Raw genomic sequence first — 25387 nt, 5'->3', positions numbered from 1 at the left:
TTACTTACTCCGCATTCGCTGTAAAACCATACACACTGCGGGCCTATAAGCCAGGCGAGATATGATCTATATCAATTTCTCTTCTATAATGCTTTGTTAGTATCTCGTCGCCGACTTAATAAAGAGAGAGTTAGTGTGAAAGCTGACAACCCTTTTGATCTTTTACTCCCCGCCGCGATGGCAAAAGTTGCCGAAGAAGCGGGTGTCTATAAAGCAACGAAACACCCGATGAAGACGTTCTATCTGGCGATTACTGCTGGTGTGTTCATCTCAATCGCTTTCGTCTTCTACATCACTGCCACTACCGGTACTGCTGCCATGCCTTTCGGCATAGCCAAACTGATTGGCGGCATTTGCTTCTCACTGGGTCTGATTCTTTGCGTCATCTGCGGTGCCGACCTCTTCACCTCAACGGTGCTGATTGTCGTGGCAAAAGCCAGCGGAAGAATTACCTGGGGTCAACTGGCGCGCAACTGGCTTAACGTCTACGTTGGCAACCTGATTGGCTGTCTGCTCTTTGTTCTGTTGATGTGGCTTTCTGGCGAGTACATGACCGCCAACGGCGGCTGGGGGCTTAACGTCCTGCAAACCGCCGACCACAAAATGCACCACACATTTATCGAAGCCGTTGCTCTCGGCATCCTTGCAAACCTGATGGTCTGCCTGGCGGTCTGGATGAGCTATTCTGGTCGTAGCCTGATGGATAAAGCCATGATTATGGTTCTGCCGGTTGCGATGTTTGTTGCCAGCGGCTTTGAGCACAGTATTGCGAATATGTTCATGATCCCGATGGGGATTGTTATCCGCAACTTTGCAAGCCCGGAGTTCTGGACCGCAATTGGTTCATCCCCGGAAAGTTTCTCTCACCTGACTATTATGAATTTCATTACTGATAACCTGATCCCCGTCACTATCGGGAACATTATCGGTGGGGGTCTGTTAGTTGGGTTGACATACTGGGTCATTTACCTGCGTGGCGACGACCATCATTGATGGTTATCTCAGGCAGTAAATAAAAAATCCACTTAAGAAGGTAGGTGTTACATGTCCGAGCTTAATGAAAAGTTAGCCACAGCCTGGGAAGGTTTTGCGAAAGGTGACTGGCAGAATGAAGTCAACGTCCGTGACTTCATTCAGAAAAACTATACCCCGTATGAAGGTGACGAATCCTTCCTGGCTGGCGCAACTGACGCGACCACCAAGCTGTGGGACAGCGTAATGGAAGGCGTTAAACTGGAAAACCGCACTCACGCGCCAGTTGATTTTGACACCTCCGTTGCTTCCACCATCACTTCTCACGATGCTGGCTATATCAACAAAGCCCTTGAGAAAATCGTTGGTCTGCAGACTGAAGCACCACTGAAACGCGCAATCATCCCGTTCGGTGGTATCAAAATGGTTGAAGGTTCCTGCAAAGCGTATAACCGCGAGCTGGACCCAATGCTGAAAAAAATCTTCACCGAATACCGTAAAACCCACAACCAGGGTGTATTCGATGTTTACACCAAAGACATTCTGAACTGCCGTAAATCTGGCGTTCTGACTGGTCTGCCAGATGCGTATGGCCGTGGCCGTATCATTGGTGACTACCGTCGCGTTGCGCTGTACGGTATCGACTTCCTGATGAAAGACAAATACGCACAGTTCGTCTCTCTCCAGTCTGACCTGGAAAACGGCGTAAACCTGGAAGCGACTATCCGTCTGCGTGAAGAGATTGCTGAACAGCACCGTGCGCTAGGTCAGATCAAAGAGATGGCAGCGAAATATGGCTGCGATATCTCTGGTCCTGCAACCAACGCTCAGGAAGCTATCCAGTGGACCTACTTCGGCTACCTGGCCGCTGTTAAGTCTCAGAACGGTGCAGCAATGTCCTTCGGCCGCGTATCCACCTTCCTGGATGCGTATATCGAACGTGACCTGAAAGCAGGTAAAATCACCGAGCAAGACGCTCAGGAAATGATTGACCACCTGGTCATGAAGCTGCGTATGGTTCGCTTCCTGCGTACTCCAGAATATGATGAGCTGTTCTCTGGTGACCCAATCTGGGCAACCGAATCTATCGGCGGTATGGGCGTAGATGGCCGTACTCTGGTAACCAAAAACAGCTTCCGCTTCCTGAACACCCTGTACACCATGGGTCCTTCTCCGGAGCCGAACATCACCGTTCTGTGGTCTGAAAAACTGCCTCTGAACTTCAAGAAATTCGCCGCTAAAGTGTCCATCGACACCTCTTCTCTGCAGTATGAGAACGATGACCTGATGCGTCCGGACTTCAACAACGACGACTACGCTATCGCGTGCTGCGTAAGCCCAATGGTTGTTGGTAAGCAAATGCAGTTCTTCGGTGCGCGTGCAAACCTGGCGAAAACCATGCTGTACGCCATCAACGGCGGCGTTGATGAAAAACTGAAAATGCAGGTGGGTCCTAAGTCTGAACCTATCAAAGGCGACGTGCTGAACTATGACGAAGTCATGGAGCGCATGGACCACTTCATGGACTGGCTGGCGAAGCAGTACGTGACTGCACTGAACGTTATCCACTACATGCACGACAAGTACAGCTACGAAGCCTCTCTGATGGCGCTGCACGACCGTGACGTGGTTCGCACCATGGCGTGTGGTATCGCAGGCCTGTCCGTTGCGGCTGACTCCCTGTCTGCAATCAAATATGCGAAAGTTAAACCAATTCGTGACGAAGACGGTCTGGCTATCGACTTCGAAATCGAAGGCGAATACCCGCAGTTTGGTAACAACGACGCTCGCGTTGATGACATGGCGGTTGACCTGGTAGAACGTTTCATGAAGAAAATTCAGAAACTCACTACCTACCGTAACGCTATCCCGACTCAGTCTGTTCTGACCATCACCTCTAACGTTGTGTATGGTAAGAAAACCGGTAACACCCCAGACGGTCGTCGTGCTGGCGCGCCATTCGGCCCAGGTGCTAACCCAATGCACGGTCGTGACCAGAAAGGTGCGGTTGCCTCTCTGACCTCCGTTGCTAAACTGCCGTTTGCCTACGCGAAAGATGGTATTTCTTACACCTTCTCTATCGTGCCAAACGCGCTGGGTAAAGATGACGAAGTACGTAAAACTAACCTCGCGGGTCTGATGGATGGTTACTTCCACCACGAAGCGTCCATCGAAGGTGGTCAGCACCTGAACGTGAACGTAATGAACCGTGAAATGCTGCTCGATGCGATGGAACACCCTGAGAAATATCCTCAGCTGACCATCCGTGTATCTGGCTACGCAGTACGTTTTAACTCCCTGACTAAAGAACAGCAGCAGGACGTTATCACCCGTACTTTCACTCAGTCCATGTAAGTGGAATTGACTGAAATCACGCGTTAAAAGGCGTACAATAAAGGCTCCACGCAAGTGGGGCCTTTTTCACACCCTCGCTTCATCAGTCTCTTTTGTCCGCTATCTATACTGAATGGATAACAGCCAAAACAGACTCGACATAGCCTTTGAGCTGTGCAACTACATAGGCCCCCGGATGGGCCAAATTCGGAGATCTCACCGCAATGTCAACTATTGGTCGCATTCACTCCTTTGAATCCTGTGGCACCGTCGATGGCCCGGGTATCCGCTTTATTACCTTCTTCCAGGGCTGCCTGATGCGCTGCCTGTACTGCCACAACCGCGACACGTGGGACACTCATGGTGGGAAAGAAGTCACCGTGGAAGATCTGATGAAAGAGGTGGTGACCTACCGCCACTTTATGAACGCGTCCGGCGGCGGCGTGACCGCATCCGGCGGCGAAGCCATTCTTCAGGCTGAATTTGTCCGCGACTGGTTCCGCGCCTGCCGCAAAGAAGGCATTCACACCTGTCTCGATACCAACGGTTTCGTGCGCCGCTACGATCCGGTTATTGATGAACTGCTCGAAGTGACCGATCTGGTGATGCTCGATCTCAAACAGATGAATGATGAGATCCACCAGAATCTGGTTGGCGTTTCCAACCACCGTACGCTGGAATTTGCGAAATACATTGCCGACAAAGGCATCAAAACCTGGATCCGCTATGTTGTTGTTCCCGGCTGGTCAGATGATGACGACTCTGCGCACCGCCTGGGGGAATTTACCCGCGACATGGGCAACGTCGAGAAAATTGAGCTTCTGCCCTATCACGAACTCGGCAAACATAAATGGGTGGCGATGGGTGAAGAGTACAAACTTGATGGCGTGAAGCCACCGAAAAAAGAGACGATGGAGCGCGTGAAAGGTATTCTTGAGCAGTATGGCCACAAGGTCATGTATTAAAGAAAAGGCCCGGTGAGAACCGGGCCTTTTTTAATTCTATTTAAAGACGCCGTTAATAACGGAAGTCACAATCGCCGTACTCAGCGCAATTAAGACCAGATCGTCACCCACCACGCGCCATTCATAACCTGGGTAGGATGGAAGCTGGCCAAGCATAGAGGCTGGCACGGTTTTCTTCGCAATACCCGGAGGAAGTGGTTTACCGCGGGCCAGGTTTTTCGCAATACCCGGAGGCAGAGACTCATAGCCCGTTAAGCCGTAATTCAGTGCCAGGTGACGGGCATGATCGAAGCTCACGCGAGCGTCAACATCATTGCCGACATCTTTGCTGCTTTTAAAGCTCTTATCAGATTTCCCTGGGTTATCCTGACCGCTATTTTGCTTATTACCATGGTTACCAGAGTTCCCGTTACCATGATTGCCGCCATTACCTTGTCCGCCACCGTTGCCGTGACCACCGCCATTCCCGTTTCCTGGATTAGCCATGACCGGAGCCGCTGCAAACGTTAAAGACAACACTACGGCAAGTGCGGTAGTGGAAAAACGACGTTTAGACATGATTGTTGCCTTTTAGTGGTAGAACTCATTTGAATTATCGCCGGGCGGGGAAAACAAACAATACGTAAAAGTCTTATATATGACAGGGACAAAAAAGCCTGTCATTGACAGGCTTTTATTTAATCAGGCGTGCGCCACAGGCGTTGGATGCTCGCCTGCTTTGCGCAGCAGCATTAAGAGATAAATAAACGACACGCTGGCGATCATGATAAACAGCAAATTGTCAGAATAATTCTGCATCAGCATCGCGGTAAATGTTGGTCCCAGCAGGCTGCCGATGGTATAGCTTAATAACAGCGCCTGGTTCATCGCTACCAGCTGGTGATGTTCAACTTTCTCACAGGCCCACGCCATCGCGACCGGATAAAGCGTGAACCCCGCTGCCCCAAGGATAAACAGCGCTGGGGCCATCGCGGCGTTGCTGAGCATAGCAAAACAGCCCATGATCACCACAAAGACCTGAACGCGCAGCACCAGCAGGCGACCGAAGCGATCGGCCAGGCGGCCAATCGGCCACTGGCCGACAATCCCCGCGCTCACCATGACCGCCATCCAGAAACCAATCCCGGCATCGCTGACGCCCTGATGGTTCAGGTAGAGCGGCATAAGACCATAGAGCGAGCCCAGAACAATCCCCGAGATAATGCAGCCATTAACTCCCAGACGCGCCTGGCGCAGCCTCAGCATCGGCCAGATGTGGGTCGCTTCCTGATGCTCACTTTTCTGGTTAACGATACGCGTAAAGAGCAGCGGCAGGATCGCCGCCAGCACCATACCGGTTACCCATGGCAGCACGCTCATCAGGTCCGTTGGCAGTTTGCTGACCATCAGTTGTCCCAGCACGGTGCCCACATAGTAAACCATCATATAGGCTGCCAGCAGGCGTCCGCGGTTACGTGACGTACCGCTGCACATCAGCGCACTTTCAACAACCACCCAAATCATCGCGCAACCGACACCGGCGATAAAGCGCCACGCCATCCAGCTCCAGAAGCCGACCATCAGGCCCAACCCGGCACACCCGACGGCGAAAATCAGCGAAGCCAGATAATAGCTGCGATTAAAGCCAAAGCGTTTAATCATGCTACCGGTTAATAATGTGCCCAGCAGGTTCCCGGTGAAAAAGGACGAGCTAACCATACCCACCTGCCAGGTCGGTAAGTTTTCATGGGCGAGCCACAGCGGGACGAGCGTATTCAACACTGCGATCGCCAGGGTCAGCAGAAGCAGGCCACAGAGCAACAGTAGCACTGGCCGGGTATAGGTGGTCATGGATTAAAAACCGTGAGGAAGTTCAGATTTCGTGCGCATCATGCCACTGGCAAAAACAAAGTCAATCCACTGATTTAGCCGGCTCGCACGATATGTTCCCTGTCGATTTAAAAAACTTATCCTGCTAATGCAGTGCCTGCTATAGATATTAATTATGTCTCTGTTTTTATTTATTAATGGTAGAAATTAAAACAAAACGTCAGTCGAAAAATTTCATGAATGAAAAAAGAAAAGCCGGGCGCTATGTCCCGGCTTTTTATAACAAAAAATAAGATTAGCTGGCGATGGCCATACCGACCGTCATATGCAGACCATAAAAGACGCCACGACCAATCAACTCCCCTGCCAGCACCAGCACAAAGGCCAGTGATAACAACGGCAGAGCAGGCTGGTAGCCTTTTAGCTGAGGCGCGATCCAGAATACCAACGCCGCTACCAGCAGCACGATACGCCAGGCCATCAGAGAACCGTAATCCGGCACCAGCGCAGAGGCCTGCTGAATGGAGCTATGAATGGTGGCCAGCTCAGCGCCCTGCATCAGAGCAACAATTGCACTCACCACCAGCGCCAGCAGCGATACGGCTGGCAGCAAACGCATGGCCCAGCCGTCTACCCCCGCCACGCGCAACAGCAGATAGCCGAGCAGCGGCCCGCCGATAAACATCGTCAGGAAGAAGCTCATTGGCGTCCAGACGCTGTACCAGGTAGGGACGGTATCAATGGTGTTATAGACACGCACCATCATCCACACAAACACCACGCCCAGCACCATGGTCACGATCAGCCAGAGGCTACGCAGACCTGCAGGCAATTTTTTAAGCGCTGCCAGCAACCAGCCCAGCCCGCCGATGGCGAAGAAAATCGCCCCGCTGGCAATCTCGTTACTGAGGGACGATGCCCCCACGCGGTTAAGCGAGTTAAACGCGCGCATCGGTGAGCCCAGGTGCAGCGTAGAGGCGATAAAACCAATCCCCATCAGCACCCACAGGCCAAACATGCTCAACACTAAACGCTGCTGCTGTTCAGCGGTGAGTTGACCTTTCAGCAGTGCCAGCGCGAGCACGATGAAGCCACCCGCCACGCACTGACCAAAGACCGTGAAGATCATCAGCGGCCATTCATGCCATCCACTTCCCATCTCACACCTCCTTCGGGTTTGCCAGGTAGCCGGTGGTATCACCTGTAGGACGGCTGTTGGCGTTGGGTTTAATCACAATACTCGGCTTCGTGAAGTGCGCGGACGGCAGCGGTGCTACCGCAGCAAGCTGACCATGTTTTTGACGCAGTTCTTCTATAGGGCCAAAGTCCAGCGCGCGCAGCGGACAGGACTCGACGCAGATCGGTTTTTTGCCATCCGCGACGCGAGAGTGGCAGCCGTCGCACTTGGTCATATGCCCTTTGGCGGCATTGTACTGAGGTGCGCCGTACGGGCAGGCCATATGGCAGTAGCGGCAGCCGATACAAACATCTTCATCCACGACCACGAAACCGTCTTCACGCTTGTGCATCGCCCCGCTCGGACAGACCTACGTACAGGCCGGGTCTTCGCAGTGGTTACAGGCAATCGACAGGTAATAGGCAAACACGTTCTGATGCCAGACACCATTATCTTCCTGCCAGTCGCCTCCGGCGTATTCGTAGATGCGACGGAAACTCACGTCTGGGGTGAGATCTTTGTAATCTTTACAGGCCAGCTCGCAGGTTTTGCACCCGGTGCAACGGCTGGAATCAATGAAAAATCCATACTGGGTTGTCATCGGTTACTCCTTAAACCTTTTCAACCTGAACAAGGTTTGTGTGAGACGGGTTGCCTTTCGCCAGCGGCGACGGACGCTGCGTGGTCAGTACGTTAATGCTGCCTGCCTGATCGATGCGGTTGGCATCAGGGCTGTACCATGCCCCTTCTCCCAGCGCCACGACGCCTGGCATCATGCGTGGCGTGACTTTGGCTTCAATGTGCACCTCCCCGCGGCCGTTGAAGATGCGCACGCGATCGCCATTGTTAATACCACGCGCTTTCGCATCCATCGGGTTGATCCACATCTCCTGGCGGCAGGCGGCTTTCAGTACGTCGACGTTACCGTAGGTGGAGTGAACGCGCGCTTTATAGTGGAAACCGGTCAACTGCAGCGGGAATTTCGCCGTGAGCGGATCGTTATAGTTTTCGAATCCTGGCGTATAGATCGGCAGCGGATCGATAACGTCCCCCTCCGGCAGCTCCCAGGTAGACGCAATTTTTGCCAGTTCTTCGGAGTAGATTTCAATTTTGCCCGACGGCGTAGTCAGCGGGTTCGCCTGCGGATCTTCGCGGAACGCTTTGTAGGCAACGTGATGCCCTTCAGGATCGCGCTGTTTGTACATGCCCTGCTTGCGGAAGGTATCGAAATCCGGCAGGTCTGGGATGGCTTTGCGGGAGAGTTCATGCAGATGGCGCATCCAGCCTTCCTGAGTACGTCCCTCGGTAAACTGCTGCTCAACGCCCAGACGCTTCGCCAGCTCGGAGGTCATCTCATAGATGGTTTTGCACTCGAAGCGCGGTTTGATCGCCTGATCGGTGAAGATCACGTAAGACATGTTGCCGCAGGAGGCATCCAGCGCGAAGTCCATCTGCTCAGACGCGGTGCAGTCCGGCAGCAGAATGTCGGCGTATTTTGCCGAGGAGGTCATGTGGCAGTCGATCACCACAATCATCTCGCACTTCTTGTCGTCCTGCAGGATTTCATGAGTGCGGTTGATTTCCGAATGCTGGTTGATAAGACAGTTACCGGCGTAGTTCCAGATCATCTTGATCGGCACGTCCAGCTTGTCCTTACCGCGCACGCCGTCGCGCAAGGCGGTCATTTCCGGGCCACGTTCAATCGCATCGGTCCACATAAACATGGAAATGCTGGTTTGCACCGGGTTGTCCAGCGTTGGCATACGTTCAAACGGGACTTCATATGAGCCTTCACGCGCACCAGTGTTACCGCCATGAATACCCACGTTGCCGGTCAGAATGGAGAGCATGGAGATTGCGCGGGTGGCAATTTCACCGTTCGCATGACGCTGCGGTCCCCACCCCTGGCTGATATAGGCCGGTTTTGCTGAGCCAATCTCACGCGCCAGTTGAACAATACGCTCGACCGGAATACCGGTGATGGTAGACGCCCACTCCGGCGTTTTCGCCACGCCGTCGCTGCCCTGACCGAGAATATACGCCTTGTAGTGGCCATTAGCTGGGGCACTGGCTGGCAGGGTTTTCTCGTCATAACCGACGCAGTATTTATCCAGGAACGGCTGATCGACGAGATTTTCAGTGATCATCACCCACGCCAGCGCGGAGACCAGCGCGGCATCGGTACCTGGGCGGATTGGGATCCACTCATCTTCGCGCCCTGCACCGGTGTCGGTATAGCGTGGATCAATAATGATCATGCGGGCATTGGATTTAGCACGCGCCTGTTCGATGTAGTAGGTCACCCCGCCGCCGCTCATACGCGTTTCACCCGGATTGTTCCCGAACAGAACGACCAGCTTGCTGTTTTCGATATCAGACGGGCTGTTGCCGTCTGCCCAGCCACCGTAGGTGTATTTCAGTCCTGCGGCGATTTGTGCAGAGGAGTAGTCACCATAGTGGTTAAGATAACCGCCGCAGCAGTTCATCAGACGCGCCACCAGCGTTTTTCCCGGTGGCCAGGAGCGGGTTAGCGTGCCGCCCAGCGTTCCGGTACCATAGTTCAGGTAGATGGATTCGTTGCCATACTCTTTGATCAGCCGCTGCATATTGGTGGCGATAATATCGTAGGCTTCATCCCAGCTAATGCGCTCGAACTTCCCTTCCCCACGTTTACCCACGCGCTTCATTGGGTACTTAAGACGATCCGGATTATAGACGCGACGACGCATGGAGCGGCCACGCAGACAGGCGCGAACCTGGTGTAACCCTTCGTAGTTATCGTCCCCGGTATTGTCGGTTTCGACATATTTTATTTCGCCATCCACTACGTGCATACGCAGCGGGCAACGGCTACCGCAGTTTACCGTACAGGCACTCCACACCACTTTTTCCGGGACTGAGGCCGGGGATAGTGCATCCGCCGCTGACGCCAGTCGGGTAAAAGGGAGCGTGAAAGCGCTGCTGGCTACAGCCAGGCCGCCTATTGCCGTGGTTTTCATCAAACCACGGCGAGTGACCTCGGCAGCCAGCAATTCTTCAGGCGCGTTGATTTTCATAGAGACTCACTTTGGTTGCTCACAAAGAAAAGAGAGGCGGCACAAACCGCTATGTGGTTTTATATATAACGAAATTATTCGTTATCAGCTTTTTCTGCTGACTTTCATTCGGAGGAGTATTACTACTTTAGAGGCAGGGGGTATTGCGTCGTATCAATTCACAGGCATAAAAAAAGCGCCCGAAGGCGCTTTTTTTGTTTTGAGGCACATATTTAGCCGATGTACTGCTGACCTTTCATGTATGGGCGCAGCACTTCAGGGATCTCAATACGGCCATCTGCCTGCTGATAGTTTTCCAGCACGGCAACCAGCGTACGACCCACAGCCAGACCAGAACCGTTCAGGGTATGCACCAGACGGGTTTTCTTGTCAGATTTACTGCGGCAGCGTGCCTGCATGCGGCGCGCCTGGAAATCCCAGACGTTAGAGCAGGAGGAGATTTCACGGTAGGTGTTCTGCGCAGGTACCCACACTTCCAGGTCGAAGGTTTTGCAGGCACCAAAGCCCATATCACCGGTGCACAGCGCCATACGACGATACGGCAGGCCCAGCAGCTCGAGGACTTTCTCGGCGTGACCCGTCATCTCTTCCAGCGCGTCCATGGAGTCTTCCGGACGAACAATCTGCACCATCTCGACTTTATCGAACTGGTGCATACGGATCAGACCACGCGTGTCGCGGCCATAAGATCCCGCTTCAGAACGGAAGCACGGAGAGTGTGCGGTCAGTTTGATCGGCAGTTCGTCTTCGTCGATGATCTCATCACGCACGAGGTTAGTCAGCGGCACTTCTGCGGTAGGGATCAGCGCATAGTTGCTGCTGTCTGCTTCTTCATCCAGCGGACGGGTATGGAACAGGTCGCCGGCAAATTTCGGCAGCTGACCCGTACCGTACAGCGTATCGTGGTTGACCAGATACGGGACGTAGGTTTCGCTGTAACCGTGCTGCTCGGTGTGCAGATCCAGCATGAACTGGGCCAGCGCACGGTGCAGATGGGCAATCTGGCCTTTCATCACCACGAAGCGAGAACCGGTCAGCTTAACCGCGGCCGCAAAGTCCAGACCCGCGTGCATTTCGCCCAGCGTGACGTGATCGCGCACCTCGAAGTCGAACTCGCGAGGCGTACCCCAGCGTTTCACTTCAACGTTGTCGTTCTCGTCTTTGCCGACAGGCACGCTGTCGTCAGGAATGTTCGGGATCGCCAGCGCAATATCGCGAATTTCGGCCTGAAGAACGTCCAGCTCGGCTTTCGCCTGATCCAGCTCTTCACCCAATTTGTTCACTTCCAGGCGTAATGGCTCAATATCTTCCCCGCGCGCTTTCGCCTGGCCAATGGATTTCGATCGAGAATTACGCTCTGCCTGCAGATTTTCAGTTTGTACCTGCAGAACTTTACGACGCTCTTCAAGAGCGCGCAGCTTATCTACATCCAGCTTAAAGCCCCGGCGTGCCAGTTTTTCAGCGACTGCGTCTGGCTCATTACGCAGCAGATTGGGATCGAGCATGCTTATCCTGTGCTTATCGAATTAAAATAGGAAAATGTGACCACAGCCTGCGGTCACAAGGATACTATGCCAACATTACCGCAACGATCGAACTAACGGTAGCGTTTTATAGGGCTATTTTGATCCTGTCCGGCGAGCCAGGTGAGCTTTTCACCAATCTTGCCCTCAAGACCTCTGTTTGTAGGGTGATAATAGCGGGTTTGTGCCATTTCCTGCGGGAAATACTCCTCCCCGGCGGCATAGGCGTTGGGCTCGTCATGCGCATAGCGATACTCCTGCCCGTAGCCCATCTCCTTCATCAGTTTGGTTGGCGCGTTGCGCAGATGAACCGGCACATCGTAATCCGGGCGTTCACGTGCGTCCGACATCGCGGCCTTAAAGGCGGTATAGACAGCATTGCTTTTCGGCGCGCAGGCCAGATAGACAATCGCCTGCGCAATCGCACGCTCGCCTTCTGCTGGGCCCACGCGGGTAAAGCAGTCCCAGGCAGAAAGGGCAACCTGCATGGCGCGCGGGTCAGCATTGCCGACATCTTCTGAGGCAATCGCCAGACAGCGGCGCGCCACGTACAGCGGATCGCCACCCGCGGTGATTATGCGCGCGTACCAGTAAAGCGCCGCATCCGGGGCGCTGCCGCGGACGGACTTATGCAACGCCGAGATCAGGTCGTAGAAACGATCGCCTTTATTATCAAAACGCGCGCTGCGCTCACCGGCAATTTCGGTCAGGAGTTCCGGCTTCAGCACCCGCTTTCCGGCATCATCCACTTCGGCCATATCGGCCATCATTTCCAGGGTGTTCAGCGCGCGGCGCGCATCGCCATTAACCAGCTCCGCAATCGCCCTGCGCGTTTCGTCAGGCAGAACGATATCCTGCCCGCCGTAGCCGCGTGCTTTATCGTCCATCGCCTGGGTCAAAACCTTTTCGATATCCTCGGCGGTCAGGGATTTGAGCAGGTAAACGCGGGCGCGAGAGAGCAGCGCCGAATTCAGTTCAAACGAGGGGTTTTCGGTGGTCGCGCCGATGAAGAAAATTGTGCCGTCTTCAATATGCGGTAAAAAAGCATCCTGCTGGCTCTTGTTGAAGCGGTGAACTTCGTCGACAAAGAGGATGGTGCGGCGCCCGGCATTACGGTTCTGGCGCGCGCGCTCGATTGCCTCGCGGATCTCCTTTACGCCAGACGTGACCGCCGAGATACGTTCGACGTCAGCGTTGGCATAGCGGGCAATCACTTCAGCGAGGGTCGTTTTACCGGTCCCGGGTGGTCCCCAGAGGATCATGGAGTGCAAATGCCCGGCCTCAATGGCCCGCGGCAAGGGTTTCCCCGCAGCCAGCAGGTGCTGCTGGCCGATGTACTGCGCTAAATTTTCTGGCCGCATACGAGCGGCCAGAGGTTGAAACGCATTATCTGAAAAATCGAGCGACAGATTGCTCACTCATGCCTCTTACTTATTGCGTTGGTCGTCCACCGTTACGCCCTGCGGCGGGGTGAAGGTGAATTTCGAAGCATCCACGGCGCCGTTCTGCTGAGACTTGAGCTGGTAGCTGCTGCGCTGATCGTCCTGCTCAACCGCGCCGAACTGATTGATGGTCCCGTTGGTGCTGACGTTGATGGTGAACTGCTTCAGGTTGCCGTTGCTGCCTTTCGGCGTCAGGACAAACTCATCACCGTTCTGCTTAATATTGTACTGCTGCCAGTCGCTGGCCTGGTTGCGGGCGATCAGCATAAAGGGCGTATTGCTGGTGGCATCTTTCAACCAGGTTGCCGTGGCCTGCTCAACGAACGGGTTGAAGAACCACAGTGTTTTACCGTCAGAGACCAGGATGCTCTCATCCGGCTGAGTCATGTGCCAGTTAAACAGATTCGGGCGTTTTACCCACAAATCTCCCTGACCTTCCTGCACCGCGTTGCCGCTGCCGTCAGTCACTTTCTGCGTGAAGCTGGCGTGGAAGCTGCTCACTTTATCCAGTCGGCTTTTAAGGTCGCTGGCCGCATCAGCCCAGACGCTGCTGGCAACAAAACTGGTGAGTAATGCACAGGCGATGGCGATTTTTTTCATTGTTATTCCTTAAAATACGTCTTCCCGAAATGGGGTTTCCGTCATCTATTCTGGACCTGCCCGAAGGCAGGCGACAGAAGAAAATGCTTAATTTTGGCTGATTTACCCTTCTTTGCAATCGCTGAAGGTTAATCAAACGGCGGCGGCGCCAGCACCTCGCGGTTACCGTTATGCCCCTGCTCGCTCACGATGCCCTGGGCTTCCATCTGTTCGATGATACGCGCCGCGCGGTTATAGCCAATGCGGAACTGACGCTGGACGCCAGAGATCGAGGCTTTACGTTTTTCGGTGACGAAATTAACCGCCTGATCGAATAACGGATCCAGCTCTTCGCCGCCGTCAAAGCCACCGCCGCCACCTTCGCTTTCCGTATCGCTGGTAATACCGTCCACATATTGTGGGCGACCGCGTGCTTTCCAGTCCTGCACAACGGCGTGAACTTCTTCATCGCGGACGAACGCACCGTGGACACGCACCGGAGAGGTGGAGTTCGGGCCGGAATAGAGCATGTCACCCATACCCAGCAGCGACTCTGCGCCGCCCTGGTCAAGAATGGTACGGGAGTCAATTTTACTTGATACGGTAAAGGCGATACGCGTCGGAATGTTCGCTTTGATAAGACCCGTAATAACGTCCACCGAAGGACGCTGGGTGGCCAGCACAAGGTGAATACCGGCCGCACGCGCTTTCTGCGCCAGACGAGCAATCAACTCTTCCACCTTCTTACCGACGGTCATCATCAGGTCAGCGAACTCATCCACCAGCACGACGATATAAGGCAGTTTTTCCAGCACCGGATGCTGGGCATCCATGCTATCGCCCGGCTTCCAGTAAGGATCCGGAATCGGACGTCCCATGCGCATCGCCTGAGCGATTTTCTCGTTATAACCGGCCAGGTTACGCACGCCCAATGCAGACATCAACTTGTAGCGGCGTTCCATCTCGTTGACGCTCCAGCGCAGGGCGTTGGCAGCGTCTTTCATGTCGGTGACCACTTCCGTCAGCAGATGCGGGATACCTTCGTAGACGGACAGTTCGAGCATTTTCGGGTCGATCATGATGAAACGCACATCTTCCGGCTGCGCTTTGTAGAGCATGCTGAGGATCATGGCGTTCACCCCGACGGACTTACCGGAACCGGTCGTACCGGCCACCAGCAGGTGTGGCATTTTCGCAAGATCTGCCACCACCGGATCGCCGGCGATATCTTTACCCAGCACCACGGTCAGCGGAGAGGGGTTATCACGGAACTTGGTGTTGTCCAGCACTTCACGCAGGTAGACGGTCTGACGTTTTTTGTTCGGCAGTTCAAGACCCACGTACGGTTTACCCGGAATCACTTCCACCACACGCACCGCCACGGTCGACAGAGAACGCGCCAGGTCACGAGACAGGTTAGAAATACGCGCGGCTTTTACGCCCGGCGCCAGGTTCAGTTCGAAACGGGTGATGACCGGACCCGGGGAGTAGTTCACCACATCCGCCTTAATGCGGAAGTCAGCCAGACGGGCTTCCACCAGACGGGCCATCTGCTCCAGAGCAAAAGTATCAACCGGCTCGACTTCAGCAGGGGGCGGCGTCAGCAGATCCAGTGACGGCAGCGGCGTGCTTGGACGCTGCAGCGGACGGCTGTCACCGTTACGCATCAGCAGCGGGTGAATCAGGCTCTCCTGCGGCTGTGGCGCTGGCTGCTGGAACTGCGGCGGCTGGTGTTGTGGCTGCTGCGGTTGAGCATACGGCTGCTGAACCGGTTGTTGCGGCTGCGCGTAGGCCTGCGGGGCAGGCTGCTGACGCACAGGTTCAGCTTCAGGCATCACGCTCGGGGTAAATAAAGGCTCACTCGGACCATCATCCACCAGGTCTTTCATTGGTGAGAACTCGAAATCAGACAACGAGAACGGGTTGGCACCCGTTGGCTGTTCCCCGGAGTAGCGCTGCTGTTGCGTTGCCGCGAACTGACGCGCTAACTCTGCCTCTGCAGCTTCATCTTCATCGTCCAGAGCGGGCTCATCGTGCTGGTATTCTTCACCGTAGCGCTGATTCTGCTGTGCCGCGAACTGGCGAGCCAGTTCGTCCTGCTGCATGTCATCTGCGTCATCTTCGTAGTCCGACTCACGTGCTTTTTCTTCGGCCATACGCTGGGATGGCAGTTTGATGCCGTAAGAGGCAAGTTCACGACGGGTAGGAACGCGAACGCGGTTAGGGCGTGGCAACTGTGGACCAATCCCCTCTTTCACCTGAGGACGCGGTGCGCCACCCGTAGCCAGGCTGAAGACAGGTGCGGCAGCAGCAGCGGCCACGGTGGCCTGCTTCACGCTTTCGGCGACAGGTGCAACCGCAGGCGTCGCGTCGACCGGCGGAACCGAAACTGAAGGTGCCTTCGTAACGGGCTCCTGCGCGGGTTCAGGCACAGGCTGATACCAGGCCGCCAGCTGCTCGCGTTCACGGGCGCGGCGTTCTTCAACTTCTTCAAAATAGTACATTGGCGGACGAGACGGTTTCACCTCTTCCATCACCTCAGGTTCAGGCTGAGGCTCTGCATATGGCTGCACAGGTTCAACCGGTTCAGGCACATATTCCTGATACGGCTGGGCCACAGGCTGCTCATAGTGCTGCGGTTCATACTCAGGTTGCGGCGGCTGGTAAGGCTGCTGCCACGGCTCCTGCTGCACAGGAATATAGCTTTCAGGTTCAGGCGCGATGACGGGCTCCGGCGTATGGACACCGGGCGCGGTCTGCCACGCAACGTGTGGCTGCTGAATAACGGATTCTGGTGGTGGAACCGGCGCGGAGGGCATCACGGCTTCGACAGGCGCGGCATACGCCTGCGCGGCCGTCGTGGCGGCTGCGGCTGCCGCAACCGGTGCGGTGACCGTATGGCCGTTCAGCAGCGGATCGTATTCGTCAAATTCACCCGGGGTAGCACGGCTGCCGGAGAACAGCACATCATCAGGATCGACAGCGGCACCCGCGGCACGGTACTCAACCTGCTCGTCTTCATCCATACGTTTACCGGAGAAGAGCGCGGCATCCGTTTTGCGTCCAAGCGGGTTGGCAAATTTTTCCGCGACGCGCTGGCGACGCGCCAGGGCACCGCGCAGAATACGGGCACGACGAGATTCACGACGCTGTACCGGGGCCTCGTCTTCCTCTTCGTACTCTTCTTCATAGTCGTCATCATCGACCCACGTATCGTCGCGGCGGGTCCGGTTGCTGGCGAACGTCAGGATCGTGAGAATAAAGCTGCCGATTTTTTCGGCAATGCTCACCCATGACCAGCCGGTAAACAGCGTCAATCCTGCCGCCCAGATGCACAGCAGCGCCAGCGTGCCACCGCTGCTGTGCAGCATGGGCTGTAACGCAGAACTGAGCAGGCTACCAATGACCCCGCCGGAGGCGAAGTACCAGATGTCATCGGCGTTAATCGCCGCCAGCCCGCAGGAGGTGAGGATCAGTGCCAGCGCGCCAATCAGGCGCAGGGAAACCGCAAAATAGTCGATGTAATCATCGTTCTGACGATGACGCCATGCAAACCAGCATCCGCCGATGATAATGACGGGAATGGTGTAGGCCATCACACCGAATATGAAAAAGAGCGTGTCCGCAAGCCAGGCACCGGGTACACCACCTAAATTATGGATAGGTTCATGCCATGCGGTTTGTGACCAGCTGGGATCGGAAGGGTTGAAACTGAGTAAGGCTGCCATCAGCCAGACGGCAAAAAGGGCAATAACAATCAGCAAAGCCTCGAGGAGACGACGTCCGCTGCTTAGCTTCGATAGTGTGACTTCTTTGTCTTCAGTGTATTCCTGGCTCAAGAAAGGCTCTCCAGGTATCAGGCATATCCTGCCTGTTTGCTAAAACGGACAACAGCGCCGGGACTCCCCGGCACTGTTGCTGTATGGATTAACAGGAGTGTAATCAAACTACGCTGATTTTGCACCTGTTCCGTGTTAGCGCGTCTTAATAACCAGACGATTGCTCTGTTTGACCTCTTCCATCACCACATAAGTACGGGTGTCGTTCACGCCTGGCAGACGCAGCAGGGTTTCCCCCAGCAGCTTACGGTAGGCGGACATATCAGGCACACGGGTTTTCAACAGGTAGTCGAAATCACCGGACACCAGGTGACACTCTTGAATTTCTTCAAGTTTTTGTACAGCGGCGTTAAATTGCTCAAACACATCCGGTGCACCACGATTCAGAGTAATCTCAACAAATACCAGAAGTGAGGCATCCAGATAATGCGGGTTCAGCAGAGCCGTATAGCCCTGAATAAAACCCTGTCTTTCCAGTCGGCGCACACGCTCAAGGCACGGCGTCGGGGAAAGACCCACACGTTTTGAAAGCTCGACGTTGGAAATACGCCCATCCTTTTGCAATTCATTAAGAATGTTACGATCGATACGGTCGAGATCTTTGCCAGGGCGCTTCTTGCTATCTACCATTATTATTGTCTCTCTGTATTCCTTCCCTACTCCTGCCTGGACCCTGTGCACATCACTGTTCAGAGCCTGTACCCGTTAGTCATCACATCGCCTGGTTATGTATTTGACGCGATGCGGATTCGGGTTCTATTGGTAAGAAGACCGTTGCCCGAAGGCCGTCACCGACATCACGTATGGCGTCTGTCCACGCCATGCGTAGATTTCACTGACACGGTAAAAATGGCATTTACGTGCATGCCTATGCGGCATACGGTTAACGCGGTTTTTTTTCTTCCTTGGATGTTTTCGCAAAAGCGCAGGGGATTGTCAAAGCAAAACATCGATTTTTAGTACAAGATGCCGGATATTCATTACGGAGGGGTATTAATCCTCATTTTACTGACTTATAAACGCGCGATTTTCAGCAGCAGACGTGATAACACTGCGTCATATCCATCGGGCGTAGCTATTGCATATATCGAAAGCAAAACTCCAGTGCTCTTTTTTTACGGCAACAAATTCCCTACAATCCAGCCCATTGCCTGCCAACAACAATGGGGATCTCATGGGCACGACCAAACACAGTAAGTTGCTAATCCTTGGTTCCGGACCTGCGGGATATACCGCGGCGGTCTATGCTGCACGCGCTAACCTGCAACCGGTACTGATCACCGGTATGGAAAAAGGCGGTCAGCTGACCACCACCACAGAAGTGGAAAACTGGCCGGGCGACCCGAACGACCTGACCGGGCCGCTGCTGATGGAGCGCATGCACGAGCATGCCGCGAAATTCGAAACTGAAATCCTGTTCGACCATATCAACAAGGTCGATCTTCAGAACCGTCCGTTCCGCTTGACGGGTGACAGCGGCGAGTACACCTGTGACGCGCTGATTATCGCCACCGGCGCCTCTGCCCGCTACCTCGGTCTGCCGTCTGAAGAAGCGTTTAAAGGCCGCGGCGTCTCTGCCTGCGCAACCTGCGACGGTTTCTTCTATCGCAACCAGAAAGTCGCGGTTATCGGCGGCGGCAACACCGCCGTGGAAGAAGCGCTCTACCTGGCAAACATCGCCTCTGAAGTGCACCTGATCCACCGTCGTGACACTTTCCGCGCCGAGAAGATCCTGATCAAACGTCTGATGGATAAAGTGGCGAGCGGCAACATCGTGCTGCACACCAATCGCACCCTGGAAGAAGTAACGGGCGATCAGATGGGCGTTGCCGGACTGCGCATTCGTGACACCCAGAACACCGATAACGTCGAAACGCTGGACGTGGCTGGCCTGTTTGTGGCAATCGGTCACAGCCCGAATACCGCTATCTTCGAAGGTCAGCTGGAACTGGAAAACGGCTACATCAAGGTGCAGTCTGGTATTCACGGTAATGCAACTCAAACCAGCGTCCCTGGCGTGTTCGCTGCTGGTGACGTGATGGACCATATTTACCGTCAGGCGATCACCTCAGCGGGCACCGGCTGTATGGCCGCGCTGGACGCAGAACGCTATCTTGATGGACTGGCTGAACAAGGTAAATAATCTTTACAAGTCAGTAACAAACGTAAATAAAGGCGGCCACAGGTCGCCTTTATTTTTGCTCCCGTGTAACATGCAGATGTCTAATTTCTTATAACGTCACCTGCAAAATACGCAATGGAAAAAACCCGTCAACAAGAGTTAACACGCTGGCTGAAACAGCAAAGCGTTATTTCCCGCCGCTGGCTTACGATCTCCCGTGTTCTGGGGTTTGTCAGTGGTCTGTTGATTGTTGCCCAGGCATGGCTGCTGGCCCGCATTCTTAACCACATGATCATGGAGAACATTCCGCGCGAAGCGCTCCTGATGCCTTTTATCGTCCTGGTCCTGATTTTTATCCTGCGCGCATGGGTGGTGTGGCTGCGCGAGCGCGTCGGTTTCCATGCCGGACAGCATATCCGCTACGAGATCCGCCGTCAGGTGCTCGATCGTCTGCAGGAAGCCGGGCCCGCGTGGATCCAGGGTAAACCGGCCGGAAGCTGGGCGACGTTGATCCTTGAACAGATTGACGATATGCACGACTACTACGCACGCTATCTGCCACAGATGGCGCTCGCCGTCTTCGTTCCGCTGCTGATTGTGATCGCCATCTTCCCGGTGAACTGGATGGCTGCGCTGATCCTGATGGGCACCGCGCCGCTGATTCCCCTCTTTATGGCGCTGGTCGGAATGGGTGCTGCGGATGCCAACCGCCGTAACTTCCTGGCACTGGGGCGCTTAAGCGGCCATTTCCTGGACCGTCTTCGCGGCATGGAAACATTGCGCATTTTTGGTCGTGGTGAAGCGGAAACCGAAAACATTCGTCGGGCATCGCAGGACTTCCGTCAGCGCACCATGGAGGTGTTACGCCTGGCATTCCTGTCGTCCGGTGTACTGGAGTTCTTTACCTCGTTGTCTATTGCCCTCGTGGCGGTCTACTTTGGCTTCTCCTATCTGGGCGCGCTGGATTTCGGTCATTACGGCACGGCAGTGACCCTTTCCGCCGGTTTCCTGGCGCTGATCCTGGCCCCGGAATTTTTCCAGCCGCTTCGCGACCTGGGGACGTTCTATCACGCCAAAGCGCAGGCAGTTGGCGCAGCTGACAGCCTGAAAACATTCCTGGAGACGCCGCTGGCGCATCCGGATCGGGGTGACGTGACGCTGAACAGCAAAGAGCCGGTAACCCTCGACGCGAGCGATTTCTGCATCCTCTCGCCGGAAGGGAAAGTGCTGGCAGGCCCGCTGAACTTCACCCTGCCGGCCGGAAAGCGCGTGGTGCTGGTTGGCACCAGCGGTTCCGGGAAAAGTTCTCTGCTGAATGCGTTATCCGGTTTTATGGCCTACACCGGTTCACTGCGGATCAACAAAACCGAACTGCGTCATCTCGATCCTGACGCCTGGCGTCAACAGCTCAGTTGGGTGGGGCAAAATCCGCAACTGCCTGCCTCTACGCTGCGTGAAAACGTTCTGCTGGCGCGCCCGGATGCGCGTGAAGATGAACTGCAATCGGTTCTCGACCGCGCCTGGGTCAGCGAGTTTCTGCCGATGCTCCCGCAAGGTGTAGATACCGTGGTCGGCGACCAGTCTGCCGGGCTGTCGGTTGGACAGGCGCAGCGCGTGGCCGTCGCCCGCGCACTGCTTAACCCGTGCCAGCTAATGCTGCTGGATGAACCCGCAGCCAGTCTGGACGCACACAGTGAGCTGCGCGTCATGGCGGCGCTGAACGCCGCCTCCTTGCAACAAACCACGCTGATGGTTACCCATCAGCTGGAAGGAATTGCTGACTGGGACGAGATCTGGGTGATGGAAAACGGACGTATTGTTGAACAAGGCGATTACGCCTCACTCGTTGCCGCGCAGGGGCCGTTTGCCGCCCTGCTGGCAAACCGTCAGGAGGACATCTGATGCGTGCTCTGCTGCCTTATCTTGCGCTCTATAAACGCCATAAATGGATGCTGACGCTGGGGATTGTGCTGGCCATTGTGACGCTGCTCGCCAGTATCGGCCTGCTCACGCTTTCCGGCTGGTTTCTGTCGGCCTCGGCCGTGGCGGGGTTCGCCGGATTATACAGCTTCAACTATATGCTTCCGGCGGCAGGTGTTCGCGGTACAGCCATTACCCGCACGGCCGGACGCTATTTCGAGCGCTTAGTCAGCCACGACGCCACGTTCCGCGTCCTGCAGCATCTGCGTATCTACACCTTCAGCAAACTGCTGCCCCTCTCCCCTGCCGGGCTGACGCGTTTTCGTCAGGGTGAATTACTGAACCGTGTCGTTGCGGATGTCGATACGCTGGATCACCTTTACCTGCGCGTGATCTCCCCGATCGTGGGCGCGTTTGTGGTGATTGTGGTGGTCACGCTGGGACTGGCTATTCTGGATGTTCCCGTTGCGCTAACGCTCGGCGGGATCATGCTGTTAACGCTCATTATTCTGCCGCCGCTGTTTTACCGCGCCGGAAAATCCACGGGGGAAAACCTGACGCGTCTGCGCGGCGATTACCGCCAGCAGCTGACCTCCTGGCTTCAGGGGCAGGCAGAGCTGACCATTTTTGGCGCCAGCAAGCGGTACCGCGCTCGGATGGAAAGTACGGAGCTGAACTGGCACGAAGCCCAGCGCCGCCAGTCGGAACTGACGGCCTTCTCTCAGGCGCTGATGATGTTGATCGGCGGCGTGGCGGTGATTGCCATGCTGTGGCTGGCTTCCGGCGGAGTTGGCGGTAATCCTCAGCCAGGTCCGCTTATTGCCCTCTTCGTTTTCTGCGCACTGGCCGCTTTTGAAGCGCTGGCACCGGTAACGGGCGCTTTCCAGCATCTTGGTCAGGTGATCGCCTCTGCCCTGCGCATCACCCAGATTGCCGAGCAGGAGCCTGAGGTAACGTTCAGCGCAGCGCAGACCGCGGTGCCTGAGCAGGTGACGCTGACGCTTGATGACGTGACCTTCGCCTATGACAAACAGGCGCAGAATGCGCTGGAAGGTATCACTCTGTCAGTTGATGCGGGGCAGCGGATTGCGATCCTTGGCCGCACCGGCTGCGGTAAATCGACGCTGCTACAGTTGTTGACCCGCGCCTGGGATCCGCAGCGCGGCCAGATTCGCTTCAATAATACGTTGCTGACAGATTTCAGCGAGCAGGCGCTACGTAAGACCGTCAGCGTCGTTCCACAGCGTGTGCATCTGTTTAGCGCCACCCTGCGCGATAACCTGTTACTGGCCGCGCCGGAGGCTTCGGACGACGCGCTTCGCGCCACGCTGGAACAGGTCGGGCTGCAAAAACTGCTTGAGGACGACGGGCTGAACAGCTGGCTGGGTGAAGGCGGTCGTCAGCTCTCCGGTGGAGAACTGCGTCGTCTGGCGATTGCGCGTGCGCTGCTGCATGATGCACCGCTGATGCTGCTCGACGAACCGACTGAAGGACTGGATGCGACGACTGAGAGTCAAATCCTTGATTTACTTGCGAATGTGATGACAGGGAAAACCGTGCTGATGGTCACACACCGCCTGCGTGGACTGGCAAGTTTTGATCGGATAATTGTGATGGACAACGGACACATTATTGAGCAAGGTAGTCACGCAGAGCTGTTGACGAAACAGGGTCGCTACTACCAGTTTAAACAGCGTCTGTAGACTATATTTGTAGCGTCCTCACTCGCGTACTGGAGTTTTGCTGTCATGCGCCTGGTCCAGCTTTCTCGTCATAACATTGCGTTCCCGTCGCCGGAGGGAGCGCTACGTGAGCCCAATGGGCTGCTGGCCCTGGGTGGGGATCTCAGCCCTGCACGGCTCTTGATGGCTTACCAGCGCGGCATCTTCCCGTGGTTTTCGCCCGGCGACCCGATTTTATGGTGGTCGCCCGATCCGCGCGCCGTGCTGTGGCCAGCGCAGTTTCACCTCAGCCGCAGCATGAAGCGTTTCCATGCCAAATCTCCATACCGCGTCACCCTCAATCACGCGTTTGGTCAGGTCATTGAAGGCTGTGCGCAAGACCGCCATGAAGGGACGTGGATAACCCGCGATATTATTACCGCCTACCACCAGCTTCATGAGCTTGGCTACGCTCACTCCATCGAAGTATGGGAAGACGGCATACTCGTCGGCGGCATGTACGGCGTGGCGCAAGGGACGCTGTTTTGCGGCGAGTCGATGTTCTCTTGCGCGGTGAACGCCTCGAAAACCGCGCTGCTCATTTTCTGCCAGGAATTCGCGCAACGCGGCGGAAACCTGATCGATTGTCAGGTCCTCAATGAGCATACGGCCTCCCTCGGCGCCGTTGAGATCCCGCGACGCCAGTACATCGAACATCTGGATGCCAGCCGCCAGCAGAAGCTCCCGCGCGACTTCTGGATACCGAGAACGCTCTTTATGCCCAATGCCTAAATGTTTTCCGCATATTTTTTGTGAGGGTGTTATAATTATGCCGCAGAGTAGCTTCTGCCTGTTGCCCCGCCGCCGTTTGGGACCTTCGCTTCAGATAACGTCCTGACGTTAATCCTGTTGTATCCCCTTTACGAATGCGCTTTCCGTTCGGTTGAACCGTGACGCTTGGGCAATGCGCCGAAACTGTTTTGCTGCGTTTTAAACGCGCAATTCTTTACTTAATTGATGAATTTCGGCATTATCTTGCCGGTTCAAAACTTGGTAGTGATACCCCAGAGGATTAGATGGCCAAAGAAGACAATATTGAAATGCAGGGTACCGTACTTGATACGTTGCCTAACACCATGTTTCGCGTAGAGCTGGAAAACGGTCACGTGGTAACTGCGCACATCTCCGGTAAAATGCGCAAAAACTATATCCGCATTTTAACGGGCGACAAAGTGACTGTTGAACTGACCCCGTACGACCTGAGCAAAGGCCGCATTGTCTTCCGTAGTCGCTAATTGTTTTCGCCTGTAATGGCAGATGAATATTTAAAAGGTCGGGATCATCCCGGCCTTTTTTATTTATGGCTCTAGTGTTGCTGTACCGGAAGATGTATTGTCATCCACGGCTGTACAGTAGTGATTAAATCCACCGCCATAGAATGAACCATATCATGCAGTAATCCCGTCAGGTGCGGCAACATATCGCGGTCAAAATGCGATACCAGCAGCACATGGTTTAATGCCCGGCAGTAGTCGCATTTCGTTTCTGTATCTTCCAGCAGCCACTCTTTTTGTCGCGGTTCTTCCGCTTCGTTCTCAAATTCCACCACCTGAAAATCACGCATTGATTCTGTGAGGCCGGTTTTCATTTCTTCCAGGTATGCACCAAGGCAACGGCATACAGGCTGCGTTTGAGGGAGCGATTTGCAGTCAAGGAGGATTTCGGTGAGCAGTTTGCAGCGCTCAGCAAGGGTTGGGAGATCGGGATTGAGGGAGAGTTCGCTGTAAAATGGGGAGTAAGACTGGTTTTCCATATTCATAATTTCCATATTAAAAACTGAAAACTACCACCAGAAACGCCAACTTCGGGTGGTAGACTGAACCGGTTTGGCGTACCGACCATATGGAAAATCGGCGCTTCAAAAGAAGCCCCGGTTCAGCCCACCATATTTGAAGACACGGATTATACCGCAGCTAAAATTAGAGTGA

The 25387-nt window shown here is 55.0% G+C and carries 18 protein-coding genes and 1 pseudogene; 8 read left to right on the top strand and 11 right to left on the bottom strand.

Annotation, left to right across the window (positions count from 1 at the left end):
- Nucleotides 1-135: 135 nt before the first annotated feature.
- The 3 genes from focA (at nucleotide 136) to pflA (ending at nucleotide 4271) form a co-directional block, all read left to right on the top strand.
- Nucleotides 136-993 (top strand): formate transporter FocA, encoded by an 858-nt coding sequence (focA, locus tag ACOTYN_RS14965; protein ID WP_014883214.1) that lies wholly within the window; start codon nucleotides 136-138, stop codon nucleotides 991-993.
- Between the two features lie 51 nt (nucleotides 994-1044).
- The gene (pflB, locus tag ACOTYN_RS14960) at nucleotides 1045-3327 is read left to right on the top strand and encodes a formate C-acetyltransferase (RefSeq protein ID WP_045282257.1); all 2283 of its coding nucleotides are present in this window, start codon (nucleotides 1045-1047) and stop codon (nucleotides 3325-3327) included.
- A gap of 203 nt (nucleotides 3328-3530) precedes the next feature.
- Complete coding sequence (gene pflA / locus ACOTYN_RS14955) at nucleotides 3531-4271, top strand: pyruvate formate lyase 1-activating protein (RefSeq protein ID WP_014883212.1); 741 nt, start codon at nucleotides 3531-3533, stop codon at nucleotides 4269-4271.
- Nucleotides 4272-4307: 36 nt separating this feature from the next.
- Here the strand turns inward: pflA and ACOTYN_RS14950 are convergent, their stop codons facing one another.
- The 10 genes and pseudogenes from ACOTYN_RS14950 to lrp all read right to left on the bottom strand — a co-directional run bounded on the left by ACOTYN_RS14950 (nucleotide 4308) and on the right by lrp (nucleotide 18326).
- Complete coding sequence (locus tag ACOTYN_RS14950; protein WP_023332541.1) at nucleotides 4308-4829, bottom strand: anti-virulence regulator CigR family protein; 522 nt, start codon at nucleotides 4827-4829, stop codon at nucleotides 4308-4310.
- Between the two features lie 123 nt (nucleotides 4830-4952).
- Nucleotides 4953-6101: an MFS transporter gene (locus ACOTYN_RS14945; protein ID WP_332958196.1), complete on the bottom strand. Its 1149-nt coding sequence runs from the start codon at nucleotides 6099-6101 to the stop codon at nucleotides 4953-4955.
- A gap of 274 nt (nucleotides 6102-6375) precedes the next feature.
- On the bottom strand, nucleotides 6376-7239 hold the full coding sequence (locus ACOTYN_RS14940; RefSeq protein WP_014883209.1) for a dimethyl sulfoxide reductase anchor subunit family protein: 864 nt from the start codon (nucleotides 7237-7239) through the stop codon (nucleotides 6376-6378).
- A gap of 1 nt (nucleotide 7240) precedes the next feature.
- Nucleotides 7241-7858 (bottom strand): annotated as a pseudogene (locus tag ACOTYN_RS14935) (DMSO/selenate family reductase complex B subunit).
- Nucleotides 7859-7868: 10 nt separating this feature from the next.
- A complete protein-coding gene (dmsA, locus tag ACOTYN_RS14930; protein ID WP_332958194.1) occupies nucleotides 7869-10313 on the bottom strand; it encodes a dimethylsulfoxide reductase subunit A in 2445 nt (814 codons plus the stop codon).
- Nucleotides 10314-10525: 212 nt separating this feature from the next.
- Nucleotides 10526-11818, bottom strand: coding sequence for a serine--tRNA ligase (serS, locus tag ACOTYN_RS14925; RefSeq protein ID WP_023332538.1), 1293 nt, complete (start codon nucleotides 11816-11818; stop codon nucleotides 10526-10528).
- A gap of 92 nt (nucleotides 11819-11910) precedes the next feature.
- Nucleotides 11911-13254 (bottom strand): replication-associated recombination protein RarA, encoded by a 1344-nt coding sequence (rarA, locus tag ACOTYN_RS14920; protein ID WP_014883205.1) that lies wholly within the window; start codon nucleotides 13252-13254, stop codon nucleotides 11911-11913.
- Between the two features lie 9 nt (nucleotides 13255-13263).
- Nucleotides 13264-13878 (bottom strand): outer membrane lipoprotein chaperone LolA, encoded by a 615-nt coding sequence (gene lolA, locus ACOTYN_RS14915; RefSeq protein WP_014883204.1) that lies wholly within the window; start codon nucleotides 13876-13878, stop codon nucleotides 13264-13266.
- A 128-nt stretch (nucleotides 13879-14006) separates the two neighbouring features.
- Nucleotides 14007-17696, bottom strand: coding sequence for a DNA translocase FtsK 4TM domain-containing protein (locus ACOTYN_RS14910; RefSeq protein ID WP_332958192.1), 3690 nt, complete (start codon nucleotides 17694-17696; stop codon nucleotides 14007-14009).
- A 135-nt stretch (nucleotides 17697-17831) separates the two neighbouring features.
- The gene (gene lrp / locus ACOTYN_RS14905; protein ID WP_000228469.1) at nucleotides 17832-18326 is read right to left on the bottom strand and encodes a leucine-responsive transcriptional regulator Lrp; all 495 of its coding nucleotides are present in this window, start codon (nucleotides 18324-18326) and stop codon (nucleotides 17832-17834) included.
- A 544-nt stretch (nucleotides 18327-18870) separates the two neighbouring features.
- On the opposite strand from lrp, the gene trxB reads away from it, so the two are divergent.
- From trxB to infA, 5 genes are all read left to right on the top strand, one after another.
- Nucleotides 18871-19839, top strand: coding sequence for a thioredoxin-disulfide reductase (trxB, locus tag ACOTYN_RS14900; protein ID WP_023332535.1), 969 nt, complete (start codon nucleotides 18871-18873; stop codon nucleotides 19837-19839).
- Nucleotides 19840-19953: 114 nt separating this feature from the next.
- Nucleotides 19954-21720: a heme ABC transporter permease/ATP-binding protein CydD gene (gene cydD / locus ACOTYN_RS14895; RefSeq protein WP_071922423.1), complete on the top strand. Its 1767-nt coding sequence runs from the start codon at nucleotides 19954-19956 to the stop codon at nucleotides 21718-21720.
- Entirely contained in the window at nucleotides 21720-23441 is a 1722-nt protein-coding gene (gene cydC, locus ACOTYN_RS14890; protein WP_071922424.1) for a heme ABC transporter ATP-binding protein/permease CydC, read from the top strand. The genes cydD and cydC overlap by 1 nt, the downstream gene beginning before the upstream one ends.
- Nucleotides 23442-23486: 45 nt before the next feature.
- A complete protein-coding gene (gene aat / locus ACOTYN_RS14885) occupies nucleotides 23487-24191 on the top strand; it encodes a leucyl/phenylalanyl-tRNA--protein transferase (protein ID WP_032637078.1) in 705 nt (234 codons plus the stop codon).
- Nucleotides 24192-24475: 284 nt separating this feature from the next.
- Nucleotides 24476-24694: a translation initiation factor IF-1 gene (infA, locus tag ACOTYN_RS14880; protein ID WP_002211347.1), complete on the top strand. Its 219-nt coding sequence runs from the start codon at nucleotides 24476-24478 to the stop codon at nucleotides 24692-24694.
- Nucleotides 24695-24765: 71 nt separating this feature from the next.
- Here infA and ACOTYN_RS14875 read toward each other — a convergent pair whose 3' ends face one another.
- On the bottom strand, nucleotides 24766-25218 hold the full coding sequence (locus ACOTYN_RS14875) for a hypothetical protein (RefSeq protein ID WP_047624184.1): 453 nt from the start codon (nucleotides 25216-25218) through the stop codon (nucleotides 24766-24768).
- Between the last annotated feature and the right edge of the window lie 169 nt (nucleotides 25219-25387).

Source organism: Enterobacter cloacae complex sp. IR5458, from assembly GCF_049238025.1.
GTDB classification, from domain to species: Bacteria; Pseudomonadota; Gammaproteobacteria; order Enterobacterales; family Enterobacteriaceae; genus Enterobacter; species Enterobacter kobei.
The sequence above is the reverse complement of the archived record's forward strand: the minus strand, read 5'-3'. Positions and strand labels throughout refer to the sequence as shown.

Excerpts from the sequence above, each read along its gene's own strand:
- ACOTYN_RS14875 (WP_047624184.1), bottom strand. The coding sequence starts at position 25,218 with ATGAATATGGAAAACCAGTCTTACTCCCCATTTTACAGCGAACTCTCC.
- cydD (WP_071922423.1), top strand. The coding sequence starts at position 19,954 with ATGGAAAAAACCCGTCAACAAGAGTTAACACGCTGGCTGAAACAGCAA.
- ACOTYN_RS14940 (WP_014883209.1), bottom strand. The coding sequence starts at position 7,239 with ATGGGAAGTGGATGGCATGAATGGCCGCTGATGATCTTCACGGTCTTT.
- trxB (WP_023332535.1), top strand. The coding sequence starts at position 18,871 with ATGGGCACGACCAAACACAGTAAGTTGCTAATCCTTGGTTCCGGACCT.
- aat (WP_032637078.1), top strand. The coding sequence starts at position 23,487 with ATGCGCCTGGTCCAGCTTTCTCGTCATAACATTGCGTTCCCGTCGCCG.
- infA (WP_002211347.1), top strand. The coding sequence starts at position 24,476 with ATGGCCAAAGAAGACAATATTGAAATGCAGGGTACCGTACTTGATACG.
- lolA (WP_014883204.1), bottom strand. The coding sequence starts at position 13,878 with ATGAAAAAAATCGCCATCGCCTGTGCATTACTCACCAGTTTTGTTGCC.
- cydC (WP_071922424.1), top strand. The coding sequence starts at position 21,720 with ATGCGTGCTCTGCTGCCTTATCTTGCGCTCTATAAACGCCATAAATGG.
- serS (WP_023332538.1), bottom strand. The coding sequence starts at position 11,818 with ATGCTCGATCCCAATCTGCTGCGTAATGAGCCAGACGCAGTCGCTGAA.
- lrp (WP_000228469.1), bottom strand. The coding sequence starts at position 18,326 with ATGGTAGATAGCAAGAAGCGCCCTGGCAAAGATCTCGACCGTATCGAT.
- pflB (WP_045282257.1), top strand. The coding sequence starts at position 1,045 with ATGTCCGAGCTTAATGAAAAGTTAGCCACAGCCTGGGAAGGTTTTGCG.
- pflA (WP_014883212.1), top strand. The coding sequence starts at position 3,531 with ATGTCAACTATTGGTCGCATTCACTCCTTTGAATCCTGTGGCACCGTC.
- ACOTYN_RS14950 (WP_023332541.1), bottom strand. The coding sequence starts at position 4,829 with ATGTCTAAACGTCGTTTTTCCACTACCGCACTTGCCGTAGTGTTGTCT.
- ACOTYN_RS14945 (WP_332958196.1), bottom strand. The coding sequence starts at position 6,101 with ATGACCACCTATACCCGGCCAGTGCTACTGTTGCTCTGTGGCCTGCTT.
- dmsA (WP_332958194.1), bottom strand. The coding sequence starts at position 10,313 with ATGAAAATCAACGCGCCTGAAGAATTGCTGGCTGCCGAGGTCACTCGC.